Raw genomic sequence first — 26,286 nt, 5'->3', positions numbered from 1 at the left:
TTGAAAAATTAGTGATCTTTTCTTGATCTGATCAAGAAAAGATCACTTTTCTTTTCTTCTTTACCGCCGACTTTGAAAACCCGCTGCCAAGGAGGGGGTGAGGGAGGGGTTAACCACGGCTAATTTTAGAAAGTGAAAGTGGTCCGTAAAGTACCAACGTATTCGGCGCTGTTCTTGTCGTTATGCTCAGGATTCAAGATGACTATTACACCTGGAGTAACAAGGATATTATCAGAAAGCTTCACCTTGTAAAGACCTTCTATATGATAAGAAGTGTTAAAATCTCTGGTAACATCTTTACCACCGGTCAATTTAGGTGATTGACCGACGATTAAACCCAAAGTATTACCTTCTTTAATGAAGTCCTTAATACCCAAGGTAGCAGCCCAGTACCAGATTTCTCCACTCTTGGTAGGACCGGTTAAAGTGCTGGCGGCGGTATAACCACCCCAACCACCTAGGGTGATATTCTTTGTGGGTTGGAGCGTAGCTTGTATACCGTAGTTACTTGCCTCTGCCGCAACACCACTAAAGGGATTATTTGCCCTACGGCTGCCAGTAGAACCCAAGAGATTACTAGATACATTCTCAGTTCTATTGCCGTCGTTATCAACATCATTGACATCAACAATGCTTTTTTGATAAGTGTGAGCGTAGGTCAAACCAATGTTGATAGCGGGGATAGGCTTGAAAGCTAACTGACCGAAAATAGTATTATCACCGTTGAATAGTCCATTACCAGGAGCAGGATTATTAGCAGCAGTTCTATCTGATAGCCCTTGAGCCATATAAGCTGCACTCAAGCCCAATTTACCATTAGGATTGATGTTAACAGTGATACCTGCACCGTCACCTGCTTGACGATAAATGGGGCTGAAACGTCCGTAGCGAGATAAAGCGCCCGAACCACTGCTTCTAAAGTCAGGGTTGAAAACATTGACGTTCTCGTTTAACTCAGCACCAGTAGCATCAATTTTGACACGAATGTTGTCTTTTAAATTGAAAGCGTAGTTGAGTTTGTCAATAGTTACGGCGTTCTTTTCATCTTCACTAGCATCATAACCCAAACGAGTCATGTTAGTACCAGTGATATTTCTATTACTGACAATATTCCGACCTTGCAAACGAGTTTGTAATTGGTCTGTACCAGTGAAACTGCTGTTCAAACTCAACCGCACCCGGTCAGATAAGGTTGAGCTGTTGCCTAACTTTTGATTCGGTGTGTTACCAGCAGCAGTAGATTGAACCGCTACCTTATCCCCAAAGGCTTGGGAGACGCTGAAAATAGCTTCCCCAGATAGTTTGGTGGTGGTAGAAAATTGATTAGCTTCTAGTTCGCCGGTACGAGCTTCTAAAGCATCTACTTGACCGCGCAGAGTTGCCAATTCAGTAGAAAATTCTTCTTGTAACCGCTGTAAAGTGGCTAAATCCTGCTTACTTACCATTTCAGCAGTAGCAGTAGCAATAAGTTCATTAACGCGGTCTAAGCAGGAATTTAAACCAGCGGCAAATTCATAACGAGTTAAAGAGCGATTACCACGGAAAGTACCGTTGGGATAACCAGCCGCACAACCATAACGTTCAACTAAGGATTGTAAAGCTTGAAACGCCCAATCTGTGGGCTGTACGTCGGAAAATTTAGAAACAGATGTTACTTGACTCAGGTTGTTGGACTCTTGGGACAACTCAGCAACACTTGTCACTTTACCATTAACTTCACCAGCAAAGGCGCTGTTACCGGCCAGTAAGGTTAAGGCCACAGCAGGGCTAACTTTGAGGATATTCCAGAAAGCTTTTTTCATAAATTTTAATTTCTCTCACACCTAAACGAACTAAGTTTATGGTAAAGTCCCTCTTCAGGAAGTTACACATAAGTTTTATGATTTGATTCTACATCATAAATAACACTTAACACAACTGAACATCAAAATTTTTATACGAAGTTATAATTTTTGTATTTTTTCATCTTATGATTATGATTGGGTAAACACAGGGTTATGAACCAGACTTTATTGTCAAAAATAGTCTATAACATGGGGGGGGTGAAAATCAAATCCGTAACCGATAATTATCAAGCGTTGGGTGCGTCAAGCGTTGGGTACGTTACTAATCGCTAACACACCGGACGTGATGTATAAGATTTTGGTGCGTTACTAATCGCTAACACACCCTACGTAAATTAATTTCTGCCCGAAATCCAATTTAACAACGTTGACCAGTTACAATATATGTAACTCGTTGGGCAATGTTGGTAGCGTGATCTGCCATGCGTTCTAAACACCGAATTGCTAAGGTTAAGAGTAAAATTGGTTCAATTACTCCCGGAAAATCCTGAATGTGGGCAAAAGTTTGATAAAGATGCTCATAAGCATTGTCTACAGCATCATCTAACTGATTCATCCGTTGTCCACCAGTTTCGTCCAAATCGGCTAAAGCGACTAAGCACGTTGCTAACATTGCTTGGGCGTGTTGAGACATAATAGCAATCTTTGGTAAAGAACTATGGGGGGGATAGGGAAAGATTTTAATGGCAATATCTGCTAGATCTTTGGCATAATCCCCAATGCGTTCTAAATCGCGGACTAATTGCATAAAAGCACTTAAACACCGTAAATCCTGTTCCGTGGGTGATTGATGGGTGATAATGGTGGTGCAGTCTGATTCTATTTGCCGATAAAAGCGGTCAATTTTTTTATCTAGTCGGGGTATTTGTTCCGCTGCCATTAAGTCGCGGTTAAATAGGGCTTGGTGACAGAGCCGAAATGATTGTTCTACTAAAGCACCCATACGTAATAAATCCCGCTCTAAACGCCTAATGGAACGTTTTATTTGGGGTGTTTCATGATTTGCTGTATAAAGTACAGTTTCCACGCTGATCATATTAAAAAAAGTATATATTGTCTTAACTATAGTCAAGACTGAGGTGAATTTGTGATCATTTGCGGAAATTGAACTTGTATCCAAGCACCACCAGTGTCTGGATGGTTCATGGCCTGAATTGAACCACCATGGGCAATAACTATTTGCTGGACAATGGCCAAACCTAAACCACTACCAGCAATTCCCGTGGGAGAATTTACTTTATTGACTGGTGAACGATAACGAGCTTTATCCCCTCGATAAAACCGTTCAAATACATGAGGTAAGTCACTAATAGCAAAACCAATACCGGAATCAATAATATTGATTTCCATTATATCACCATTATCAGTAGAAATTATTTTAGTCTCAATGCGAATAGTTGTCGCAGGGGGACTATATTTAATGCTATTATCTAGTAAGTTGACAAATACTTGATAAAGTCGGGATTTATCTCCTTGAATTTCAATACTTTCTAAACCAGAATAGGCTATACTTAGAGATTGAAGTTGGGCAATTGGTTCTAGGGTTTGCCATGCTGAGGCGATAAGCGATCGCATTTCCACCATTTCTAAATTTAACTGCATGGAGGGGTTATTTTCTATTTGTGTCAGTTCTAACCAACTTTGTACTAAATTAATTAGTCGGTCAACTTCTTGCATCAGCCTATTAACCCAACGATCTAAGGGTGGTTCTAACCGAGTTAAAAGGGTTTCCACTACTAGACGAATTGCAGTCAGGGGTGTTCTCAGTTCGTGAGCTAAATCGGAAAAAGAGCGATCGCGTTCTTGCTTGATATCTAACACCGGCTGGCAATTTTCCAAAAATACGCCTACTTGTCCGGTTGGTAAAGGTAAAGTAGAAGCCCGTAGGAACATAGACTTTAATTGTGTCATCACCTTAGCATCTTCACAAGGGGGATGAAAAACCCATTCTTGTACCTGCGGTTTTTGCCAATCACGAGTTTGTTCAATTAACTGATCTAATTCGTAGGATCTGACCAATTCTAATAATAACCGGACTTGTCCTGGTTGCCATCTTTGGAGATATAATATTTCCCGTGCTTGCTGGTTACACCACAGGAGTTGGTTCTCTTCGTCTACCTGTAAATATCCCAGGGGTGCAAAATCCAGCAATTCCTGATAGGTAGATAGGGACTGCTGTAGATATTGTCGCTGTCTATTGACTATAGTAATTTCCTGACGTAAGCGAGGTCTCAGCAGCAGTTTGATATTCGTCATTTTCTGGGAAGGAGAATTGAACGGTTGCAGTAATCGCTCTAGATACCAGTTCAGATGAACTAGTTGCCAAACCCAAAAACCAAGGCCGACAGCTAAACCCAGTAAAAATCCCAGTAAGAACATGGAAGTTGTTAGTTGGTGTATTATCACTCAAAGCTAACAACTATCTTGACCAATTACCCAAATCTGTAACCAAAACCTCTCACAGTAACAATACATTCTGGATGACTGGGATCTATTTCTAATTTTTCTCGTAACCAGCGGATATGAACATCAACAGTTTTGCTATCCCCAACAAAATCAGGTCCCCACACCTGATCTAGTAATTGCTCCCGTGACCATACCCGACGGGTATAATTCATAAAGAGTTCTAACAGCCGAAACTCTTTAGGAGACAAATTTACCTCCTCTCCACGCACCATAACCCGACACTCTCGAGCATTTAAAGTTATATCTTTGTGCTTGAGGATAGGGATTTGTGGTAGTATGCTTAAACGTTGGCGACGAAGTAACGCCCGACACCGCGCTACTAATTCCCGCATACTAAATGGTTTGGTGAGATAGTCGTCAGCACCGACTTCTAAACCTAGCACCCGGTCGGTTTCACTACCTTTAGCACTGAGCATTAAAATCGGTACTGAGTTACCTTGATGACGTAAAAAACGGCAAATATCGAGACCATTGATCTGGGGCAACATTAAATCTAATATCACTAAGTCTAAAGATAATTCCTCGGAATTATGTTCATAACTTTTGAGATATTCTACCGCTGCCCGGCCATCACTAGCTGTGATGATATCATATCCTTCCGCCTCTAAGGACACAACTATCATTTCTCGAATCAATTCTTCATCTTCGACTATGAAGATACGGCTGGTTTTTCCAATGTCCGCTTTCGCAGAATATTTAGCTAATTCGCTGGTATACATTAATTTTTTAAGTGTATAACAAAGCCTAGTATATGGGAAATCATGCCCAGAAGTGATTTTAATTTTTTCTATTTGGTTTATTTGTAAATTTTTGTATCACTGTCTCCCAAACCCTTCCTGAAAAATCTTCTCTTGTCAAGAAGGGTTTTAGTAAAAAACCACTATTTATTTAATAGTCAATTGTGTGACACTTTCAGGGATGTTTATTTTCAGGTAATCGGCGATATACTCACCATACTTTTTCTTGATTTCGAGAGGGAGAAACTTGAATCCTCTGATATTTAATCTACATTGAGGAGAGCCACAACAACACTCTGGAACTGCAATACTAATATACTCTGTTGTCTCATAATCCCAGGTAATCTCAGTTCCAGCAGGAATATCAACCAATGCTACAAAATCGTAGCCTCCAAATTTATTATTCCGAACTCCTGTATTTGGGTTACAAGAATGATTGAGTAATCGTCCCGGCTCATTGAATTCTACATGGAGATCAAAATCCATTTGTAAAGAGTGCATAGTTCTTTCTGACAGGATTTCCACTTTTCTTCCAACCACCACAGTCTCACCTTTGCGGAAGTATCGGTTGGCAAAAACGCTCTTGCCTTTATTTGTTACTTTTACCAAGGTATCTAAGTCCATGATCATATTTTTTAGTAGAGATTACAAATCTAAACGCGATTCTATCAGATTGCCATTGAGAAGCGACACTGGAACATTAATTGACTCAGTATCAGCAGGTGAAAGTGCGGCAACAATAGGCTCTTTAACTTCTATTCCCCTATCCTGCTCAGTTTCCTGGGATTTGGTCTGACCAAAAACCATTGCAACCAACACAAAAGTTGCGCCAATTAGACCACGTATTCCCAGTTGCTCTCCTAGTATTAGAAACGAGAAAACCGCTGCAAAAATTGGCTCAAGAGTATACATTAGAGCCGTTTCGTAAGCGTTAACCCATCTTTGAGCTAATACTTGGAGAACAATAGTAGCAGCAGTATCAATCAACCCTAGATACAAGATTACACCAAAGTTTGCACCTATTACCTCCTGCTGTCTAGCCAAATCTGGCGCTCCCCAGATTAAAGACACTATTGCTATTACCCATATCTGGATCGCCGTTAGTGGCAAAATAGGGTGGCGCAACGTAATAGACTCAAGCTTGAGAATGTAAATCGAGTAGAGAAATGCGTTGCCTAACATCAAGAAATCGCCAATTACTATCTGTTCACTCTCCCAACACATCACTCCCACGCCAAAGATGGCAATTGCTGCGGAGAGAAAGGTTTTCAGAAATACTTGCCGACCTAGTAGTTGTCCCAGTAGAGGAACTAGAATGACGTTAAAACTGGCGATAAATGCAGCATGATTGGCAGAGGTAGTCTCCAGGGCAACTGTTTGCAGGGTTAAGGTACTAAAAATTATCAGTCCCAATAAAACTCCATCCCGTAGCAGGGGAAGATTCAGAAAACGCAAATAGGGGGTGAAAGGTAATGCTGCTACTACAAAACGAGTTGCAAATATTACTGAAGGAGAAAGACTACTAAGGGCTGATTTAAGAATTGGGTAGCTCGTACCCCAGATAAGAGTGACGAAAAGCAACACTGCTATACCCCAAGCATGGAGAGTGTTTGGTGATTTCTCAGAGTAATTATTTAATCCTATGGTCATTAAGCACAACGTCGTAAAAAACTGCCCTGATCATGTTAACATACTAATTCTAAATAATACAAGAATTTCCAAAAAATCAATATTTTCTGTTTATGATTTTAAAATAATAAAACTCGCAAATATACGCAACATAAAAATACTTCGTTTATGCACTCTCATTTGCATAAACTTACGTATATCTGCGGTTACAAAACTTAATGCACTAACTCAATAGCCCGCTCAGTCAACGCTTCCGCAGTCAAGCCATTAAACACCATCAACTCACTCTCATTGAACCTAGTTTACCCACGCTTACAGACAAAAAAGTCAACTATGTATGCTACCATCAGGCATAATGGCACCTGTTAAGAATGTTTCGCTCATATCTGTAGCATTTAAATTTGCACCTGTTAAATTAACTTCGCACAAATTAGCCTCGCTTAAATCAGCACCGCTCAAGTCTGCTCCTTGTAAGTCTGCTTTCCACATTCTCACACCCCCCATTTTCGCACCACTCAAGTTTGCTCCCCGGAGATTTGCAGCAGAAATTGAGGCCATGTGTAAATTAGCATCACACAAGTTAGCACCACTTAATAATGCCCCGCTGAGGTCGGATTCGTTTAAATGTGCCATTTCCAATGTAGCTTGAGTTAAATCAGAACCACAGAGAATAATTTCAGATAAGTGCGCTCCTTTTAATTTTGCTCCTTGTAAATTTGCTTTACTCAAATTAGCTCCACTTAAAAAAGCATCTGTCAGATTTGCTCCTCTTAAATCTGCTCTACCAAAGTCCACACCACCCAAGTTGACTCCTTCTAGGTTTGCTCCTTTTAAGACAATGCCATTAAAACTTCTTTCTCCTGTCGCGTATCTAGCTAAAAGTTCTTGAACATTCATATATAGACCTTGATAAAGGGAAGAGGGAAATTAGTATACATCTTTGATTATCAATTAAATGATACAATATAACAGCTAACCTTAATGCTTCTGTATTCATGAATAATAGCAGTTTAAAACTAGGCAAATATCTAACTTTAGAAGAATTTTGTACCTGCACTCAAACTTATCATAAATACGCCCAAAATATCAATCCCTATCCACAAAATCTACCGGAAGTAATTCCGGCTTTACAGGATTTAAACAAATTTATCATTGACCCAATTATAGATTATTTTGGTAGAGATAAATTTGATCTTACCTACGGTTTTTGTTCTTCAGACTTAAAAAAGTATCTTGAGAAAAAAGACCCAGTTACAGGTCAAAAAAATGGGCGTGTAGCCCCAAATATTGACCAACATATTAGCCATGAAATTAACAAGAATGGTCAATATTACTGTCAAAGATTAGGTGCGGCTTGTGATTTTTTGATTATAGACTTACCCAGCACAGAATTAGTACAATGGATATTACAAAGTAAACTACCTTTTGATTCCCTATATTTTTATAGTAACTATCAACCAATTCACATTAGTTATGGACAACAACATAAACGGGATATTTGGACATTTAATAACTTAGGAACACCGACAAAAAAAGGAATTGAAACCTGGATAAAACTAGCAAAACAAACAAAACAAACTTAAAGAAACCTCTATTCCTCCTCTGTGCGACTCTCGGAGCGTGCGTGAGTAACATTCTTCTTTTTTTGTCGAGTTTTCAAAGCTGCTTTAAGTGCTTTTAACTTATAAGCATCCGCATCCTTGCACCAACTTAACCTATAACCGTTAATAACAGTGCAATTTTCTTTTAAGCATTTTTTCCAACCAGAAAGATGACTAATACTGTGCCAATTATCCAAAAGTCCTCTGTTTTCTTCTTGACGAGTTAATTTAGCAAATTTCTCATATTGGGGATAATCGGGAGTGACTAAAGTATCTATTTGGTGTAGTATTGGTGGGTCATCTTCTAGATCATAATCTTGATAAGTAACTTGCAAGTCTCTTAAATCAATTGTCATCACTTTTGATAACACTGGGTGGGGGTTGGTATCAAAATCAGGGTAAAATAAATAGGATATTTTCGGTGTTTTTAGATGGAATTTAATCACATTTGCGGATTCTAATCTGCCAATGGTACGACTAGCGCAGCCTTCATAAAGCCGTAATAAGGGGTCTATTGCTTGTAATGCGGAAATATGTACCAAAAGGGAATTAGGAAGTTTTTTACCTACTTTGCTTTCTTGACAACGTTTAATGATTAGTTCTGTATTTCCTAAACTACGTAACATTTGATCAGCGTCTAAACAAGCTTGTTTATAACTACTATATAAACCAATTATGTCCTCCTTTACCGCTGGTGCTAATTGTCCTAATCTGGGACGACGGCTAAAATTACACAGTGCTAAATAAACCATTAGATCTTGACGGCGTTTGTCAGCGATCGCTTGCCATTCTTCTGAGTCAGTTGCCTGTATAATGACATTAAAAGCCCGGCGTAAACTCCCAAATTCCTGAGCAATTTCCGCCTCTTGGGGTAATTCACCTTTAATCGGAAGTCTTCCCCGTTCTGTGATAAAATTCATCAGGGGAGTCAATAATTCTTGGTATTCCTGAAACTGTTTCACACAATTACGTATTCTAGGGGTAGTAGCACGAGACCGGAAACGAGAAACCCGAAATAACTCCGCGTTAGCTTCATCTCGAAAGACAAAATAAATACCCAAGTCCACGGGAATAGCATCCACTCCTAACACTTGGTCAATGTAAATTTTTAATTCTTCTTGTTCATAATATTTCTGAAATGTGTTACGATTAGTGATCACTCCGTCGCCATAGGCAATGACACCGCGTTTAATGTCGGCTATCAACACCTGAGCGGCTACTAACAGTACCCTTTGAGTGAGTTCCCAGGCTTGAATTAGGGCTTCCCGGCGCTCGCTAGTATTTTCAATGACATTGATCACAAAACCAATATTGACAATATCCGCAGCCATGCGGGGTGTGTCTGGGGAATAGTACGGGTCCCAGCCAGAACTTATATAACCTTGTTCAGCCATACGAGTCACATCTCCACCATGTCCACAACCGTAATCAAAAAAGGTGGTTTCTGGACTAAATAAGCCAGATTCCAGGGCTAAACGGACGGGACGGGATAAATCAGGACGGATAATTGCGGCTTTGTGACGCTCTATTTTTGGGACTATGGTTGTGTCTACAGAACGGCTTTCCCGTTGAATTAAGTGATGTCCCTGAATTTCCACTCCAAAAATTTGTAGCCTTTGTTCCCAACCTAACTTAGTACCAATGCCTTTAGTATGATTAAGTAGACCTAAAGCTACTTGAGTGCGAGTTAAGGCGGCGAACTCTGCATACAAAGGATATTCTGGGGTAACAAAAGTTTCTTTGCGGTGTAAAATGGGGGGATTTTCCGAATCGCTGTAATCCCGATAACCAACCTCTAGAGTTGCTAAATCCACCTGAATACTATAGTGTAAAGATGGATGAGGGTCTGTATCAAAATCAGGATAAAATAAATAGGAAATTTTCGGTTTATTGGTGCTAAATTTAACTATAGTTGCTGACTGAACTTGAGGTAAAGCCCTACGAACGCAACCTTCATATTCTTGCAGCCAAGGGTCAAGAGTATGTAATGCTAAAACATGAATGTAAAAAGCATCAGGTAAAATTTTGCCAAAGGGACTATTTTGGCAATATTGAATTATGTTACCGAGTTCAAGAGGATAAAACTTGGAGAGGTTTTCCTCAAGGGTATGGGTGATATTGTCAGGTTCAAACATGAATCTGTCATCTTGTAAAAATAGAGATAACCTGATTAAAATTACTTTAGTACAAAAAGCTGAAAATGGGAATAAAAAACGTAATAACTTAGACAAAAACCGATCAAAGCCTGATTTCTCTCCGTCCTCTGTGTCCTCTGTGTCCTAGTAGGTTCGTTCTTATATTCATCAAATATAGCAAAAAGAGCGAAAAGGCCAGAAACAAAAATTTGAGATGAGTAAAGTTTTGTTAATTCATATAAATTGACAATTCTTGATTAAAATTAAGATATTTGTCTAATTATTAAATTTTTAATAATACTTATATCTAGTTGTGGATTTATGCAGTCACTTAATATGAGAATTGTGTAATCTGAAAACAACTAACTAATGATTAAATAGAGGTCTAATGACTCCCACAATCATGCGTCAGCTTTGGTCTATAATTGAAGCTACCCACACAGTAACGCTTTTGCAGCTTGATGATGATAGTTTAGTGCAGTGGTTGGTAAAACAAATCACTAATCAAGCCTTCTTAGATGCCAGTGAGATTGATTTCCTCTGTGATTATATTCAATCTCGGCTGAGTCTGATTCGTGATTTAGCTTATGAACGTCAACAAACATGATTAAGTGTCTATGCTATTTATTTAATTACTGATGGTAAATAACCCTCTACTAAGCAGTCAGAACCAACAATTCGCCAACTTACCCGTTCCAGAGGTAAAGCTTGAGTCATACTGGTTAAACCTAAATCTCCTACAGGTGTGGGAGCATGATTTCCACCAATAATTTTGGGGGCGATAAATGCCATAATTTTTTGGACTGCGCCTTGAGCGATCGCATTAGCTGCTAAAATACCACCACATTCCCATAGCACGCTACAAAAACCGCGCTCATATAAATGAGTCATAACTTGTTCTGGAGTCAGTGATCTAAATTCCAATACCTCCACCCCTTTTTCCCGCAGCATATTTTGAAAAGTCTGTGAGCTACCAACCTCCGTAAAAACTAAAGTTGGAGCTTCCCGAGTATCCCACAAGCGAGCTTGTTCTGGTAAATTCAGACTTCGACTCATCACTACTCGCAGGGGATTGTGAGCATTACTGTTATGACTAGTTAAATAAGGGTTATCTTGTATCACAGTGTTTCCACCGACAACAACAGCATCACAAGCGGCTCTGAGGCGATGAACCTCCGTGCGGGCATCTTGATTTGTTACCCAAGTACTATGACCGGAAGTAGTAGCAATTTTGCCATCTAAGGTCATAGCATATTTCAAAATCCCTAAAGGCCGCTGATAGAGAATACGATGAATAAACCCTTCATTTAATCGCCGACAAGCTGCTTCTTCCACGCCGACGACAACTTCTATACCAGCGGCACGTAATCGCGCCATACCGCCACCAGCGACTAGGGGATTAGGATCAACCATTCCCACCACCACCTTAGACACTCCAGCATTAATTAATGCTTCTGAACAGGGGGGAGTGCGTCCATAGTGGTTGCAGGGTTCAAGACTGACATAAATAGTGCTGCCTCGCGCTCGTTCTCCCGCTGCTCTGAGGGCAAAAACTTCTGCATGAGGTTCACCTGCACGGGGATGAAACCCTTCCCCCACAACCTCCCCATTTTGAACAACTACCGCCCCGACTAAGGGATTTGGTGAAGTCTGCCCCAAGGCCATAGCAGCTAGTTCCAGACAGCGTAGCATCATCGCAGAATCAAAGTCATTAGCGATTATTTCTGTGACTACAGGCTGTTCTACAAGAGGATCTTCAGGAAAAGATAGGGATGTTGGCGAGATTTCCGGGTGCTTATCCATTGGACTTATGAGTTACGAATTAATTTTATCTGCTGCCACCAGCGATTAAGAGGATAATAAACTACCGGTGCCCACAAACTGCTAAGAATTGCCGATGCTAGGGTAACACGCTGGTAATAGATCCAAATGCTGGCTACATGACGATTTCCTGCCAAGGACAACTGCACAGCAAAAATAGTATCTGCGACCACAGCCATCCCAAATACAATTAAAGCAATAGAAATAAAGTCTTCTTGAATAAACCGCTGCTTTTGGATTAGTGCCGTTAACATCCCTATTATTCCCAAACCCAAGGCATGAGTTGGATCTGGTGATGTCATTGCGTCTTGCAATAGCCCCAAAATAATACCTGATAGTATGCCAGATAATACTGAGCGATTTACACTCCAAGATACCACCCAAATTAGTAGCCAGTTAGGAGCTATGCCTAATAACTCCATACCGGGGAGGCGAGTTGGCAACATTAGTAAACATAACAGCACTGTCCCGAATGTGATCATCCAATCTATAAATTGACACCACCAAGGATGCCATTGGACTAATGGCGGAATCAAAAAACGGGATTTTCGGGCTGGTGTTGCTGCTTTTTTGTTCCTTTCTCCAGGAAATCCGGGTATTTTCATCGTTTCGGTGATTGGTGATTATCTTTTATCAGCAGATATTGAAGCATTCCCAAGATTTGAAAAAAGCTTAGAGCAGCAATTACAAGAAGCTGAAATACAAAAGTCAAACTCCATAACCTAACTTTAACCACAAAATGTTAAATCTAGTAACGTTGAATGATAAAAAAACAACGTGAAAGCACAAGTATTTAGAGGCGTAAATCAATTATCTTACGAAGAAGTCCCAGTTCCCACACTGGAAGCAGATGAAGTTTTGGTGCAGGTGCGGGTTGTCGGTTTGTGTCAGTCAGATATTAAAAAGATTCGCTATCCTTTGTATGAACCGCCACGCATATTTGGACATGAAACTGCTGGAACTATTGCGGCTGTTGGTTCTCAGGTGCAAGGGTGGCAAGTAGGACAACGGGTAGCGGTGATGCACCATATACCATGTATGCGTTGCGCCTATTGCTTAAATGATAATTTTTCCATGTGCGATGTTTATAAAAATATCTCCACTAGCGCGGGTTTTAACCCCAGTGGCGGCGGTTTTGCTGAGTATGTGAAAGTTCCAGCCCACATTGTGGAAAATGGTGGCTTAATTCCCATTCCTGATCATATCAGTTTTGAAGAAGCTAGTTTTGTTGAACCTACTAATTGCTGTTTAAAAGCTGTTAAAAAAGCTCAAATTGCACCTGGACAAACTGTTCTGGTCACTGGTGCAGGTCCCATTGGCTTAATGTTTATGATGTTGGTGAAGTTCTTTGGGGCTAAAGCGATCGCTACAGACCTCTTACCTTCTAGAATTGAAAAAGCCCTAGCAGTAGGCGCAAAAGCAGCTTTTGATGCCCGTGATTCTAATTTAACTGCGAAAGTTCAAGCTTTGACTGGGGGTATGGGTGTCGATGTCACTTTATTAGCTGTTCCTAGCGATAAAGCGTTTTTTCAAGCTTTGGACTGTACTCGCAAAGGTGGAAAAATCCTATTTTTTGCGGAATTTCCTGATGAATTGACTATTCCCATTAATCCTAATATCCTCTATCGTCGAGAAATAGATTTAATGGGTAGTTATAGCTCATCCTACCGTTTACAAAGTCTAGCTGCGGATATTGTCTTTAATCGCCGCATTGATGTTAAAGCTTTAATTAGCGATCGCTATCCCCTACAAGATCTACCACAAGCCGTAGACCAAGCGATCGCCCCGACAGCAGAAACTTATAAAATCTTAATCTATCCCTAAGAAAACCAGGGGAGAGGGGGTTTGAAACTGAAAGCATTTATGAAGTTTTATATCATTTCTTAATTTTGTAGTTTACACTACATATTTTTATGTAATCATGTAGAGTACAAGCAGCATAGAAGAAATATAATCATATTTATTTAAGATTCTGTAGTTTACACTACAGATTTTTGTGTTATCATCAGATTGCAGGAAGTAGGAAATTATTTCTTAGTAAATAAATACAGGGAGGTAGTGTCATGTCTATTCAAGAAAAAGCTCGTCAATTGATGGTGCGTCAACATCAGCAAGCTAAAAACCGTCAACAATCCATGTTGATGCGTGCTGCACAAGAACTTGGTTTGCATGAAGGAATGTCTCACTATTGGAATCCCATTCAAGGTAAGATGGATGCAGCTACGCAGACGCTTTATGGACGTAGCCAAGCGACTATGAGTTAAGAGAAAAAGAAAGCCACCCCAGAGGGTGGCTAAAAAATTTACTACTTGTACGTTAGTAATTGTTGTAATTAGCAATCGTAATACAAGAAGAATTCATAAGGATGTGGACGCAATTGCATTTGCTTAACTTCGTTAGCGACCTTGTAATCAATCCAGTTCTGAATGAAATCTTCAGAGAAAACGCCAGTTTCAGTTAAGAAAGCGTGATCATTTTCCAAAGCTTCCAAAGCCAATTCTAAAGAACCGGGAGTAGAAGGAATCTTAGATAATTCTTCTGGGGAAAGTTCATAGATATTTTTATCTAAGGGTTCACCCGGATGAATTTTGTTTTTGATACCGTCAATACCAGCACAAAGCATAGCCGCAAAAGCCAAGTAAGGGTTAGAAGTAGCGTCTGGACAACGAAATTCTAAGCGCTTGGCTTTGGGGTTATTTCCAGAAAGAGGAATGCGGACGGAAGCCGAACGATTACCTTGGGAGTAAGCTAAGTTTACAGGTGCTTCATAACCAGGTACAAGACGCTTGTAAGAGTTTGTTGTGGGGTTAGTGATTGCCAATAATGCTGGAGCGTGTTTGAGAATACCACCAATGTAGTAAAGTCCCATTTCACTCATACCAGCGTACTTGTCACCCGCAAATAGAGGTTGACCATTTTTCCAGATAGACTGGTGACAGTGCATACCAGAACCATTATCACCAAAAATGGGTTTAGGCATGAAGGTGACAGTTTTGCCATATTTTCTAGCAACGTTCTTAATGACATATTTGTAAGTCATTAACCAGTCAGCAGCTTCAATTAACTTACCAAAACGGAAACCAAGTTCGCACTGACCACCGGTAGCCACTTCATGGTGTTGTTTTTCAATAGGTACACCACAATCTTTCATGATCAACAGCATTTCTGTCCGCATATCTTGAAAGCTGTCTGTGGGTGGTACAGGGAAGTAACCTTCCTTAACGCGGGTTTTGTAACCCAGGTTAGGTTTTTCTTCTCTACCAGTATTCCAACGACCTTCTACAGAATCCACGTAGTAGTAACCTGAGTTGGTGGTTTGGTCGTAGCGGACATCGTCAAAAATGAAAAATTCAGCTTCAGGACCGAAGAAAGCTGTATCACCAAGTCCAGTAGAAGCTAAGTAGTCTATGGCTTTTTGGGCAATAACGCGGGGACACCGATTATACCACTGGCCTGTACGAGGTTCTTTAATACTACAAATGATACTTAGAGTTGGTTCTTTCATGAAGGGATCGATCCAAGCGGTATTAGGATCAAGTACCATTGTCATGTCAGATTCTTCGATACCCTTCCAACCCCGAATACTAGAACCGTCGAAGGGAACACCGTCAGAGAATGAACTTTCATCAATTTGGTCTTGGTACATAGTCAAATGCTGCCAAGTTCCCAGTGTATCAATGAATTTCAGATCAATCATCTGAATTTTTTCGTCTTGAATCCGCTTCAAGATTTCTTTTGGGGTTGCCATTTTTACTTTACTCCTTCTGTAGCCAATTACCTAATATAAACCCAAACCATGATAAGACGTTCTCACCCTGTTACGCTAAACCAAGTTGTCACACACCACCTGAAATATCGTAAATAGTTAACTTGACATGATTTTGTCATGTTAGTTACAGATTGTCTGGATTACAGGTTATGTTAACCTTTCTTTCGTAATTTGTACAAAACTATAAACTTTATCATCAGGGGTCAACTTTGGCATAAAATCCTTAAGTAGCAGATGGATAGTTTTGTGCCAAAGTCTATTTTATGCGAATTGGCACTAAATTTTATTGGTGCGTAATTGCAGCCAATTTAATATCAAACCATAAATAGTTGACAATTGGGAGAAAAAAAATGCGCGATGCCGTTACAACTTTAATTAAGAATTATGACGTAACCGGTCGTTATTTTGACCGGAACGCCATTGATAGTCTCAAATCTTACTTTGAGAGTGGAACAGCCAGAATACAAGCCGCAGCCGCAATTAATGCTAATGCAGCCGCAATTGTTAAACAAGCTGGTGCAAAGTTATTTGCACAGTTACCAGAATTAATTCGTCCCGGTGGTAATGCTTATACAACTCGTCGTTTTGCGGCTTGTTTACGGGATATGGACTATTATCTGCGCTATGCTACCTATGCGTTAGTTGCAGGTAATATGAATGTACTTGACGAGCGTGTGTTACAAGGACTACGGGAAACTTACAATTCCTTGGGTGTACCCATTGGTTCGACAGTGCAAGGTATCCAAATTATGAAGGATCTTGTTAAAGAACAAGTAGCAGTTGCAGGTATTACCAATGCTGCTTTTGTGGATGAGCCTTTTGATTATATCACTCGTGAGTTGAGTGAGATTGATATTTAAGACTTAATTAATTGTTAGGGGTAATATGAATTACCCCTAGATTTTATTTCTCGCAAAGGTACAAAGTCGCAGAGTTAAAGATCTTCAATTTTTTAACAATTTTTTAATGTTATGATTTCATAATCAAACCTCCGTGTGATCTGCTTCTGGAGTGGTTCGTTCAATAAAATAATTTATTGGCAGTCCATTTTGATATAAAAATGATTTATAATATGAATGCTGTACAACTTGTATAACCAAAAACAGAAATTATTCTAGTTAATACTATTAAAATTGTATGAAACCAGAAATCATTGAATTAATGAAAACTGTTCTGCATATATTACAAGTAAATATGCGGTGGATGACATGGAATTTATTTTTAGCTTTTATTCCCTTAGCTTTAAGTGTTTGGTTATTTCGCAATAAACGTAGTCGTTCTTGGTTGCGTTGGCCAGTATCCCTGACTTTTTACGCTTTTTTACCAAACGCACCTTATTTATTAACTGATGTTATTCACTTAATACATGATATTCGCACAGTCCAGTCAATATGGATGATTACATTAGTCTTAATTCCTGTTTATTTTGTAGTAATTTTCTCCGGTTTTGCTGCCTATGTCATATCATTAATAAACCTGGGTTATTATTTACATCGCATTGATAAAAGTAAATGGATTTTTCCAGTTGAGTTAATTACTCACGCTCTTTGTGCTGTGGGTATTTATTGGGGAAGATTTTTGCGTTTTAATAGTTGGGATTTTGTCACTCAACCAGATGAAATAATTACAAAAGGTGTGGAGGAACTTCTTGGTAAACAACCATTAATTATCATTATACTCACTTTTATCATTCTTTGCGGTTTACATTGGTTGCTGAAAAAAATTATTTTGAATTTTGTTGATAAAGGTTTTGATCCACGTGATAAAGTTCAGGTTCGTCATATTCACAGGTTTTAATTCAGATGATAAAATTCATCGTTTTAATTAGATAATATTTTAAATGACTAAAATCTGCAATTTGGAGATTTTGTAAGCATTAAAGAAGGTAACATTGGTTAAACAAAGATTAGATACATTATTAGTTGATTTGGGATTGTCTTCTTCTCGTCAACAAGCACAAAGACTTATTCAAGCTGGAGAAGTAACTGTAAATCAACAAATAATTGATAAGGTGGGAACTGAGGTTGATATTACCGCAGAAATTCAAGTTAAAGAACGTCCTCTTTTTGTTTCCCGTGGTGGAGAAAAATTGGCTAAAGCTTTAGCACAATTTGCGATTTCTGTAAGGGGAAGAATTTGTTTAGATGGGGGAATTTCTACCGGAGGTTTTACAGATTGTTTGTTAAAATCTGGTGCGAAACAAGTTTATGGAATTGATGTCGGTTATGGACAAGTTGACTGGAAAATCAGAAATGATCAAAGGGTAATTTTAAGGGAACGCACGAATTTACGTCAATTACAACCACAGGAATTATATACTGAAAATGCTATATTTCCTGATTTGGTGGTTGTTGATGTTTCGTTTATTTCTCTCACTAAAATTTTACCTGCTGTTTGGGGATTAACACAACCTTCCAGAGAGGCTGTATTGCTGGTAAAACCTCAATTTGAAGTTGGGAGGTCTCGCATAGGGAAAAAAGGCGTTGTGCGTGATTCTGATGACCAAGCAGATGCAATTTTTCAGGTCATGCAAAAGGCTTTAGAATTAGGTTGGAAATATAAAGGTTTAACTTATTCTCCCATAACTGGACCTGCGGGAAATATTGAATATCTTTTGTGGTTAAAAATGGAAAGCGATATTATACCACCAACCTTAGCTACTATTCAAGACATTACTAAACAAGTAATTCAGGAGTTCATCAAAAAATAATCAGTAATTAAACTTTACAGTCTTTCTGTAAATATAATTATTAATTATGCAAGTTTATCCATTACTAATGTAACGCTATACATTCATAATGTAATGTCATCAAGTAAAAATAAATTTTAAAAAACTAATAATGCAATGTTTTTACCAACTAATGCAAGGTTAAACAATAGCATTGTTGTAAATTATATAAAAATCTCAATAAACTCATTTAGTATATAAATCTCCAACTTTTTCGATAAGTCGGAGATCTAAATATCTATTTTTTTTTGAAGTGTAGCTATTTAAATTAAATATCGTAAATTAAACACTCCAAAGCGTCTGGATACATTTCACAATAGTCTTCTAAGCTTGTTTTTCGATGTTTTGCTTGTTTTTGATGGGCTTTTTCTATTTGCAATTCTTCAACAATATCCCAAGCTACTGCACAATTAACAGAATTATTACCATTTTCTTCACAAGTTGTTCTGGCTTTAACAATAGCTTCAATAATTGCTTCTTCAATGGGTTTTTTACCATTAATAACTTCGTTTAAGAATGTCATGATCAGATTACCTTTGTTGAGGAAAATAAAGGTTAATTAAGAACTTTAATGATTACTAATGAATAATTTTTATTTACGTTTAAATAATAAAACGCAAATAAATATAGGAATCCAGTTTAATTTTTGAAAAGATATGTAGGCTATGCTTAACATAGCGTAACACATTAAACTTTTGATATTTTATTCAAAAATAAAATAGTAATCCTATGCAATTATTCAAAGTTAGTAAACTCTTTTTAAGATTAACAATTTAAATATTTATTTTTAGTTAATTTATATACTTTTTTATCTTATGATGATATAATCCTGACTTACTTATTCATAAGTAATAATTTATCAATGCTAAAGTATCAAATAATTAAAATATTTGACAGTAGCTTTGCGTCGTTGTTGTCAATTTTATTTTTGGTAGTAAATATTGCAATAGTGTGAAGATATCAACCATGGTTTATTTGTTGTTTTTGAGTTGTCATTTTAGAAGACTATAAATCTACTACATCAGTCCTCTTTTTATACTTTTTTTAGTGAAGCTATGATGACAAGGATAATTTATTTTTTGGAAGTCCCTGAGAAAAATTTTGTGTAGATGATATTTATCATATCAAAACTGGTTAAAATAAAAGAAACATTGATTGCAGTTTTAGGATGATACCAGAATCAAATATTGAAGATGTTCAAGAACCAATTTCCAGCGCACCACCAGAAGTAAAGCAAATTATTGAAAGAGTATGGAGATTAGAAAAAAGTAGATTAGATAGAAAAAGCAAAGGCCATATTAATGATGATATTCTCGCAATTGTTAAGGAAGCAGTGCAATGAGGCTAACTTCTATTAAATTATGTAATTTTCGTTCGTTTTATGGGAAAACTCCAGAGATAATTTTAGCTAATGGAGATATTCGCAATACAACGATGATTTATGGTAGTAATGGAGCAGGTAAAACTAGTATTTTGAATGGGTTTACTTGGGTTTTATATGAGAAATTTAGTGCTGCTTTTGCGTCAACCGAACAGTTAGTAAATAAACGTGCGATCGCAGAATCTGAACCTGGTCAACCTGTAGAATGTTCAGTAGAAATTGGTTGGGAACATGAAAATATTCGCTATCGTGCTAAACGTGGTTGTCGAGTCTATAAAAACCAAAGTGATTTAATAGAAACTGGTAAAACTCAGTTAACTATGTGGTTAGCTGGAGATGATGGTCAATGGAAAATTCCTAATCAGTTACCAGAGGAAATCATTACCCAAATTCTACCATTAAGTTTACATCAATATTTTTTCTTTGACGGTGAACGTATTGAGGAAATTGTGCGTTCTCATAATAAAGCAGAAATCGCAGAAGCAATTAGAATTTTTTTGGGTGTGGAAGTGATTGAACTTTCTATTAAACACTTGAAAGAAGCAAAAAAGTCTTTAGAAACTGAATTTAAAAATATTGGTGACTCAGAAACTAAACAATTATTGACCAATCAACAAAAGCAAGAATTAGAAATTGAGACCATTAATAAACGTCAAACGGAAATAAATCAAGAGTTAGAATATCAACAGGTATTTAAAAAGGAAGTCAGTAATAAACTAAGAGAGTTGAGTGCTGTCAAGGAATTACAGGAAAAAAGGCAAAATTTAGAATCGCAAAGAGATAGTTTACGAGCAGAATTGAAGAAAACACGGGAGAATTTAAAAAAAGTTATTTCCGCACGGGGTTATACTGTTTTGTTAACAGAAACTACCGCTAAATTTCGGGAAATATTTATAGATTTAAAAAAACGTGGTGAATTAACAGCAGGGATTTCGCGGGAATTTGTCAATGATTTACTGAATACTGGACGTTGTATTTGTGGTGCAGATTTAAGGGAAGGAACTCATACTCATTTTCATGTGAAGAATCTCATGCGAAAAGCCGGTTCTTCAACTGTAGAAGAAACCGCAATTAGAATGAGCGCCCAAGTTGACGAAATTGATAAACAAGCTGTTGCTTTTTGGGAAGAAGCGGATAGGGAACAATTAAGAATTCAACAGTTGAGGGAAAATCTCAATCAAGTGGAGTTGGAATTAACAACTATTGAAGAACAATTACGAAAAGATCCCAATGAGGAAATTAGTAATTTACAAAAACGTCTGGATGAAATTGAATCTAAAATTGATGAATTAAATCGGGAACAAGGTGCAAATCACCAGGAACTTTCTCACTTAAAAATAAGTATGGATACTTTGATCAAACAAATATCTAAGCAAAAACAAAATGAGGAAAAACAATTTTTAGCACAGCGTCGTATTAATGCTACTCAGGATGCTATTGAACGATTGTTAGAAGTGAAAAACCGTCAAGAAAATCAGTTTCGTCTGCAATTGGAACAGCGAGTACAGGAAATCTTTTCAGAGATTTCTTTTACTCCCTATATTCCCAAAATTAGCGAAAACTATGAATTAAGTTTGGTGGAAAATACCACGGGAATTGAAGCACCAGTCGCAGCTTCTACGGGAGAAAATCAAATTCTCAGTCTGTCTTTTATCGCTAGTATTATTGATAAAGTGCGCGACTGGAGTGAGAAGAAAAAAATGATGATGGTTCCCGATAGTAGCACTTTTCCGATTGTTATGGATTCTCCTTTTGGGAGTTTAGATGCTAATTCCCGTCGTCACATTGCGCGTACTATTCCTAAGTTAGCAAATCAGTTGGTTGTGTTGGTGACTAAGACTCAATGGAGGATAGAAGTTGAGGAGGAAATTGTTGATAAAATCGGGAAGGAATATGTTTTGGTTTATTATTCTTCTAAGCCTAATTGTGAACAGGATTTTATTGAGTTACATGGGGAACGATATTCTTTGGTGCGACAGAGTTTGAATGGTTTTGAATATACGGAAATTGTTGAGGTTGAACGGGTTTAGAATGTTTCACGTAAAGGAAGAAAATTATGGTTGTTAGTTCTTTAAGTTTGGTTACTGATAGTTGGGTAAAGGTAAGTTGGGATGAATTTCTAGAAGTCGCTGAACATTCTGATTATCAGCACGGAAGATTTTATTTTTATGAAAATTATATGAGGGTAGAAATGTTACCAGTTGGTTTTCGTCATGGCCGTTATAATTCTATTGTTTCTAAGGTAGTGAGTTTATTTGCTACTCTCAAAAATATCAAAATTATTGAAGCTACTAATACCAGCTTTAGGAAAATAGGTGAAAGTGAATGTCAACCTGATTTAGCTTTTTATATTGGGGATAAAATCAAATTTCCACCTTTGAATAATTCTCCTGTCAATATTAATGAGTTAGCAGCACCTACTCTAGTTGTAGAAGTTGCTGCTTCTTCTATTAATGATGATTTGGGGTTTAAGCGATTACTCTATGAACGGTTGGGTGTAAAGGAATATTGGGTAATGGATGCTAATAATCATGATATTATTGCTTTGGAAATTATTGACGGTGGGAGTAGAAGAATTGAGGAGTCAAAGGTTTTACCAGGTTTACAAATATCTACTGTTCAGGAAGCCATTCAACGTAGTTTAACTCAAGATGATGGTGAGGTTAATCGCTGGTTGTTGCAAATTTTTAGTTAATTTATTTAGTTAATTTATTTTACGGAAAATTAGGAGGTAAATGTTATGGTTGCTAATTTTGATAGAAGTTATATGAGTCCTCTTGAGTATTTGGAGTGGGAGGAAAAGCAAGATATTAAATATGAATATATCAATGGTGAAGTTTTTGCTATGACCGGGGGAACTATTCCTCATAATGATATTGCTTTTAATTTAGCTTCTGGGTTAAAAAATCATTTAAAAGGTGGTAAGTGTCGTGTTAACATTGCTGATGCTAAAGTGGGTATATCGGAAAATGGTCCGTTTACTTATCCTGATGTTGTTGTTAGTTGTCACCCTAAAGATAAAAAAGCGCTTAAGTTTATTCAATTTCCTAGTTTAGTCGTTGAGGTGCTTTCTCCGAGTACGGAGGCTTATGATAGGGGAGGTAAGTTTCAGTTATATAGACAGATTCCAACTTTGCAGGAATATGTTTTAATTAGTGCTGATAAGGTGGGTTTGGATTGTTTTCGGTTAAATGATAGGGGTTTATGGGAGTTACATCCTTTTGTTGAGGGTGATGATGTACATTTAGTTAGTGTTGATTTTACTTTTCCTCTTTCTCTGGTTTATGAGGATGTTTTTTGATTCTTTGTTTCGCGCACAGTCGCAAATAAGAGGGTAAGATTGTGGTATTAGTAAGTTAGCGTTGGTTTATGATGTTAAGGGTGTAGATTTTATAATTATGGCTGCAAATAGAATTAAAATTGCTCAAGATAAGGCTGAGTTAGTTAAATCGTTACTAGCTTCTAAGGAAACACCAGGACTTTTCCAAACTTATGTGGAGGTGATGATATTTGCAGCAGCATTAGGAGTAAAGTATAAAAAAAGTGTTCCTTTGCGAGATACTACAAAAAGAGACCCTTCTCCAATTCCACAGGAAAATTTTGCCTCGCTGGGTTATGACAAAATTATAAAATTATTAGGGATTGTTGAGACAAATGATATCCAAATACTTGCTTCTAGAGAAGATGAATATGAGGATAAACGGACTCAAATATTTGAAGAATATGCTAATGGAGGACTAGAAATATTACAAAATCAATTGCGCGGAGTTGTTGATTATGAAATACAATTTCTGCTGATTTTAAGGAAAGCAGTAGATTATCAAGAAAATAATATAGAAGAAGAATTTGATTTAAGTAGATTTTTGAAATAATTCATTTTGTTTGCATTTTTTACAAAGTAGTTAGTTAGATATGAATAATCTTGGTTTTTATTGTGAAAAGTTTTCTAAGTTAAAAGTCAGTAATAGACGCAAGCGTGGCAATGCTAAATATAAACCAATATTGCTTTTAACCGTGATAGATTTGATTATGAGAGGAGTTATTACCAACACCCCTAAATGGAGTTTTAAAAAAACACTAATTAAAAATGCGTTTTTTAGAAAAGCTGTTGTTTATGTATATGATTGTAAATGCGCTTTTTGTGGGTTGAAAGTTAATAAAACGGGTAATCAAAATATTGTTGACGGCTCACATATAAAGCCATTTTCTACATTTTATGACAGTAGAATACATAACGGAATAGCACTTTGTAAAAATCATCATTGGGCTTTTGATAGAGGTTGGTTTGCTGTTGATGAAAAATACAAAATTATCGTTAGCAAAGACTTAGAAGAAGTATCTCCCCATGGTAGAACAATAACAGAATTTCATGGGGAAATACTCATATTGCCTAAAGCAGAAAAATATTTTCCAGATATTGAACCTTTGCAATGGCATCGTTATCATATATTTCAGTCATAATTAGCTATGATAATAAAATCACTGGTAGTCCTACATCTTGTGGTTTGACAAACTTACCATCAAAACCTATAGTTTGTTCTTCTATAGTCCTAGCATTAGCTAAAGCCTTACGTAAACCAGTAACTTCTATTTTTTCAGTCATTCCCCCCAAAATGTAAATCAATAACTTCACAGCTAAATCTTTTCCTACTACTTGTACCCGCTTTTTATTCGGATCATATAAAACCCCATACCATAAAGATTGAGGATATTCCATACCACTAAAACCTCCTTGACGGTCAAATTTTTCTAACTTCTTAAAAATATCCGTCAAAGGAAAACCTTTTTTAAATACCAAATTTCCCAAAGCTTGCGCTAAAGCAATTTGAGAAACTGGACGAAATAGCATATTTCCCTCACCCCCGTCTTTTTCAAAATGGAAGCGACGTAAAACTGTTGTTTCTTCATGTTCTAATATTTTATAACTGGGAAGATTAGCTAAATGATCAAAAAGTAATCTAAAATCTGCAATTCCTTCCTGAATTTCTTCATTTTCTGGACGCATGGGAATTAACCCTTTTTCTAAAGGTTTCCAGTGAGGGAACTTTTGCCCCAAATATCTTTCAGACATATCTTGTAGGGCTTGCAGAGTGGTTAAAACCGTAGAATTAGCGGCTACAGTGGCACTATTCCAATTAACACGAGGATTGCGATTTGGCTTCTGTTCTAAAAGTGGATGTGTAACGGCAATTTTTCGCGCTACAATGGCAAAACCATCATCTTCATTTAGTTGTGCTAACTGACCTTTACTTAAAGGTGCAGCCATCAAATTTACATGAACAAAAATTGATCTGATTCGTCGTTTTGCTTCTGTATGAGTTTCTCCAGTATTCACCGCACAAATAAATTCAATACCAATTTTCTCTTTAGATAAACTTTGTAAATAAGCAGGTTCTACTTGATATTTATCGATCAAATCAGATAAAGTAATAAAACTTTCATCAGCAGTTTTATCTTTTTTATAACGTTGGAGTTTACCAGATTTAATTAATTCCATTAAACCCTGTACACCCATTAATCTATGTTGACCATCTAAAGCATAAATTGTCACATTCTCTTCAGAAATATTCAGTAAACCAACTTTACCATCTTTATCTAAGGGTATAAAATCAGTAGTCGCTTTTTTAGCCCGTCCTTGACTATCCCATTCTACTGCTTTGGGGTTATCTACCCAAGGTTGATTAATTACCACCAAAACAGCCGGAAATTTATGGTTTTTTCTCGCTGCTAAATACTGTACTAACGGGGCTTGACGCGACCAATCAACAGGTCGTTGTTGAATTTCATCAATGCTATCAGCATCAATTTCGATATTTTCCGTATCTGGGTTGTACTTTTTTTGCAGGAGGGGTAAACCTGACGCAAAATGTACCCGTCCCGCGAACCATTCCAAGGTAACAGAACCTATATAAGCCTCTGTACCACCCATTTCGGTTTTTTGGACAAGAATTTGGTCTTTTTTCTCTAAAAACCGGTTTAGCAGTAAAGCTAATACCTGTTTATCGTTATTTTCCCGTTCTAGATACTCATTAGCGAGTTGATTATTTAGTGTGTTTGTACTATCATTCATATTAATTTTTAAAAACTTATTGACTAATTGTTGCTTTATTATCCAAAAAAAATGGATACTAATGATGTTATTTTTAAAAATATTATGTTGCACTCATAGCTAGGT

The 26,286-nt window shown here is 37.4% G+C and carries 26 protein-coding genes; 13 read left to right on the top strand and 13 right to left on the bottom strand.

Going from position 1 to position 26,286, the window contains the following annotated elements; genetic code table 11:
* Window positions 1-125: 125 nt before the first annotated feature.
* The 7 genes from H6F62_RS02135 to H6F62_RS02105 form a co-directional block, all read right to left on the bottom strand.
* Window positions 126-1,802, bottom strand: a complete 1,677-nt coding sequence (locus tag H6F62_RS02135) for an iron uptake porin (protein ID WP_190371223.1) — start codon at window positions 1,800-1,802, stop codon at window positions 126-128.
* Between the two features lie 400 nt (window positions 1,803-2,202).
* A complete protein-coding gene (gene phoU, locus H6F62_RS02130; protein WP_137907231.1) occupies window positions 2,203-2,871 on the bottom strand; it encodes a phosphate signaling complex protein PhoU in 669 nt (222 codons plus the stop codon).
* Between the two features lie 41 nt (window positions 2,872-2,912).
* Window positions 2,913-4,223 (bottom strand): ATP-binding protein, encoded by a 1,311-nt coding sequence (locus H6F62_RS02125; RefSeq protein WP_190371222.1) that lies wholly within the window; start codon window positions 4,221-4,223, stop codon window positions 2,913-2,915.
* 53 nt (window positions 4,224-4,276) lie between these two features.
* On the bottom strand, window positions 4,277-5,029 hold the full coding sequence (locus tag H6F62_RS02120) for a response regulator transcription factor (RefSeq protein WP_137907199.1): 753 nt from the start codon (window positions 5,027-5,029) through the stop codon (window positions 4,277-4,279).
* Window positions 5,030-5,194: 165 nt separating this feature from the next.
* Window positions 5,195-5,671, bottom strand: a complete 477-nt coding sequence (locus H6F62_RS02115) for an SET domain-containing protein-lysine N-methyltransferase (RefSeq protein WP_190371221.1) — start codon at window positions 5,669-5,671, stop codon at window positions 5,195-5,197.
* Between the two features lie 21 nt (window positions 5,672-5,692).
* Window positions 5,693-6,697 (bottom strand): DMT family transporter, encoded by a 1,005-nt coding sequence (locus H6F62_RS02110; protein WP_190371220.1) that lies wholly within the window; start codon window positions 6,695-6,697, stop codon window positions 5,693-5,695.
* Between the two features lie 306 nt (window positions 6,698-7,003).
* Window positions 7,004-7,573: a pentapeptide repeat-containing protein gene (locus H6F62_RS02105; protein WP_190371219.1), complete on the bottom strand. Its 570-nt coding sequence runs from the start codon at window positions 7,571-7,573 to the stop codon at window positions 7,004-7,006.
* A gap of 98 nt (window positions 7,574-7,671) precedes the next feature.
* Between H6F62_RS02105 and H6F62_RS02100 the strand changes: the two genes are divergently transcribed.
* Window positions 7,672-8,259: a hypothetical protein gene (locus tag H6F62_RS02100; RefSeq protein WP_190371218.1), complete on the top strand. Its 588-nt coding sequence runs from the start codon at window positions 7,672-7,674 to the stop codon at window positions 8,257-8,259.
* Between the two features lie 8 nt (window positions 8,260-8,267).
* Here H6F62_RS02100 and H6F62_RS02095 read toward each other — a convergent pair whose 3' ends face one another.
* Entirely contained in the window at window positions 8,268-10,412 is a 2,145-nt protein-coding gene (locus H6F62_RS02095) for a DNA phosphorothioation-associated putative methyltransferase (RefSeq protein WP_190371217.1), read from the bottom strand.
* Between the two features lie 388 nt (window positions 10,413-10,800).
* Here H6F62_RS02095 and H6F62_RS02090 point away from each other — a divergent pair, with 388 nt between their 5' ends.
* The gene (locus tag H6F62_RS02090) at window positions 10,801-11,019 is read left to right on the top strand and encodes a hypothetical protein (RefSeq protein ID WP_028085144.1); all 219 of its coding nucleotides are present in this window, start codon (window positions 10,801-10,803) and stop codon (window positions 11,017-11,019) included.
* 17 nt (window positions 11,020-11,036) lie between these two features.
* Here H6F62_RS02090 and ribD read toward each other — a convergent pair whose 3' ends face one another.
* Together ribD and mreD are read right to left on the bottom strand one after the other, a co-directional pair.
* Entirely contained in the window at window positions 11,037-12,215 is a 1,179-nt protein-coding gene (gene ribD / locus H6F62_RS02085) for a bifunctional diaminohydroxyphosphoribosylaminopyrimidine deaminase/5-amino-6-(5-phosphoribosylamino)uracil reductase RibD (protein ID WP_137907203.1), read from the bottom strand.
* A 5-nt stretch (window positions 12,216-12,220) separates the two neighbouring features.
* A complete protein-coding gene (mreD, locus tag H6F62_RS02080) occupies window positions 12,221-12,838 on the bottom strand; it encodes a rod shape-determining protein MreD (protein WP_137907204.1) in 618 nt (205 codons plus the stop codon).
* Window positions 12,839-13,010: 172 nt separating this feature from the next.
* Between mreD and H6F62_RS02075 the strand changes: the two genes are divergently transcribed.
* Both H6F62_RS02075 and H6F62_RS02070 read left to right on the top strand, forming a co-directional pair.
* Window positions 13,011-14,057, top strand: coding sequence for an alcohol dehydrogenase catalytic domain-containing protein (locus tag H6F62_RS02075; RefSeq protein ID WP_190371216.1), 1,047 nt, complete (start codon window positions 13,011-13,013; stop codon window positions 14,055-14,057).
* A 239-nt stretch (window positions 14,058-14,296) separates the two neighbouring features.
* Window positions 14,297-14,497, top strand: coding sequence for a hypothetical protein (locus tag H6F62_RS02070; RefSeq protein ID WP_137907206.1), 201 nt, complete (start codon window positions 14,297-14,299; stop codon window positions 14,495-14,497).
* Between the two features lie 68 nt (window positions 14,498-14,565).
* Here H6F62_RS02070 and glnA read toward each other — a convergent pair whose 3' ends face one another.
* Window positions 14,566-15,981 (bottom strand): type I glutamate--ammonia ligase, encoded by a 1,416-nt coding sequence (glnA, locus tag H6F62_RS02065; protein ID WP_190371215.1) that lies wholly within the window; start codon window positions 15,979-15,981, stop codon window positions 14,566-14,568.
* A 371-nt stretch (window positions 15,982-16,352) separates the two neighbouring features.
* Here glnA and apcB point away from each other — a divergent pair, with 371 nt between their 5' ends.
* The 3 genes from apcB (at window position 16,353) to H6F62_RS02050 (ending at window position 18,712) form a co-directional block, all read left to right on the top strand.
* Window positions 16,353-16,862: an allophycocyanin subunit beta gene (gene apcB / locus H6F62_RS02060; RefSeq protein WP_137907208.1), complete on the top strand. Its 510-nt coding sequence runs from the start codon at window positions 16,353-16,355 to the stop codon at window positions 16,860-16,862.
* Between the two features lie 277 nt (window positions 16,863-17,139).
* The gene (locus H6F62_RS02055; RefSeq protein ID WP_190371214.1) at window positions 17,140-17,799 is read left to right on the top strand and encodes a DUF1361 domain-containing protein; all 660 of its coding nucleotides are present in this window, start codon (window positions 17,140-17,142) and stop codon (window positions 17,797-17,799) included.
* 94 nt (window positions 17,800-17,893) lie between these two features.
* Window positions 17,894-18,712, top strand: a complete 819-nt coding sequence (locus tag H6F62_RS02050) for a TlyA family RNA methyltransferase (RefSeq protein ID WP_137907210.1) — start codon at window positions 17,894-17,896, stop codon at window positions 18,710-18,712.
* 286 nt (window positions 18,713-18,998) lie between these two features.
* On the opposite strand, the gene H6F62_RS02045 is transcribed toward H6F62_RS02050, so the two are convergent.
* The gene (locus tag H6F62_RS02045; RefSeq protein ID WP_137907211.1) at window positions 18,999-19,253 is read right to left on the bottom strand and encodes a Calvin cycle protein CP12; all 255 of its coding nucleotides are present in this window, start codon (window positions 19,251-19,253) and stop codon (window positions 18,999-19,001) included.
* Between the two features lie 645 nt (window positions 19,254-19,898).
* On the opposite strand from H6F62_RS02045, the gene H6F62_RS02040 reads away from it, so the two are divergent.
* From H6F62_RS02040 to H6F62_RS02015, 6 genes are all read left to right on the top strand, one after another.
* Window positions 19,899-20,072: a hypothetical protein gene (locus H6F62_RS02040; RefSeq protein ID WP_162501174.1), complete on the top strand. Its 174-nt coding sequence runs from the start codon at window positions 19,899-19,901 to the stop codon at window positions 20,070-20,072.
* Entirely contained in the window at window positions 20,069-22,141 is a 2,073-nt protein-coding gene (locus H6F62_RS02035; RefSeq protein ID WP_190371213.1) for an AAA family ATPase, read from the top strand. Before H6F62_RS02040 ends, H6F62_RS02035 begins: the two co-directional genes overlap by 4 nt.
* 26 nt (window positions 22,142-22,167) lie before the next feature.
* Entirely contained in the window at window positions 22,168-22,806 is a 639-nt protein-coding gene (locus H6F62_RS02030) for a Uma2 family endonuclease (RefSeq protein WP_190371212.1), read from the top strand.
* 45 nt (window positions 22,807-22,851) lie between these two features.
* Complete coding sequence (locus tag H6F62_RS02025) at window positions 22,852-23,412, top strand: Uma2 family endonuclease (RefSeq protein ID WP_137907214.1); 561 nt, start codon at window positions 22,852-22,854, stop codon at window positions 23,410-23,412.
* 97 nt (window positions 23,413-23,509) lie between these two features.
* A complete protein-coding gene (locus H6F62_RS02020) occupies window positions 23,510-23,983 on the top strand; it encodes a DNA phosphorothioation-associated protein 4 (protein WP_190371211.1) in 474 nt (157 codons plus the stop codon).
* Between the two features lie 40 nt (window positions 23,984-24,023).
* Entirely contained in the window at window positions 24,024-24,572 is a 549-nt protein-coding gene (locus H6F62_RS02015) for an HNH endonuclease (RefSeq protein WP_190371210.1), read from the top strand.
* Between the two features lie 4 nt (window positions 24,573-24,576).
* Here the strand turns inward: H6F62_RS02015 and H6F62_RS02010 are convergent, their stop codons facing one another.
* Window positions 24,577-26,181 (bottom strand): DGQHR domain-containing protein, encoded by a 1,605-nt coding sequence (locus H6F62_RS02010; protein ID WP_190371209.1) that lies wholly within the window; start codon window positions 26,179-26,181, stop codon window positions 24,577-24,579.
* Window positions 26,182-26,286: the final 105 nt, after the last annotated feature.

It is taken from the genome of Anabaena sp. FACHB-1391, from assembly GCF_014696755.1.
GTDB classification, from domain to species: Bacteria; Cyanobacteriota; Cyanobacteriia; order Cyanobacteriales; family Nostocaceae; genus Dolichospermum; species Dolichospermum planctonicum.
This window is presented reverse-complemented; position numbering and strand designations above follow the sequence as displayed.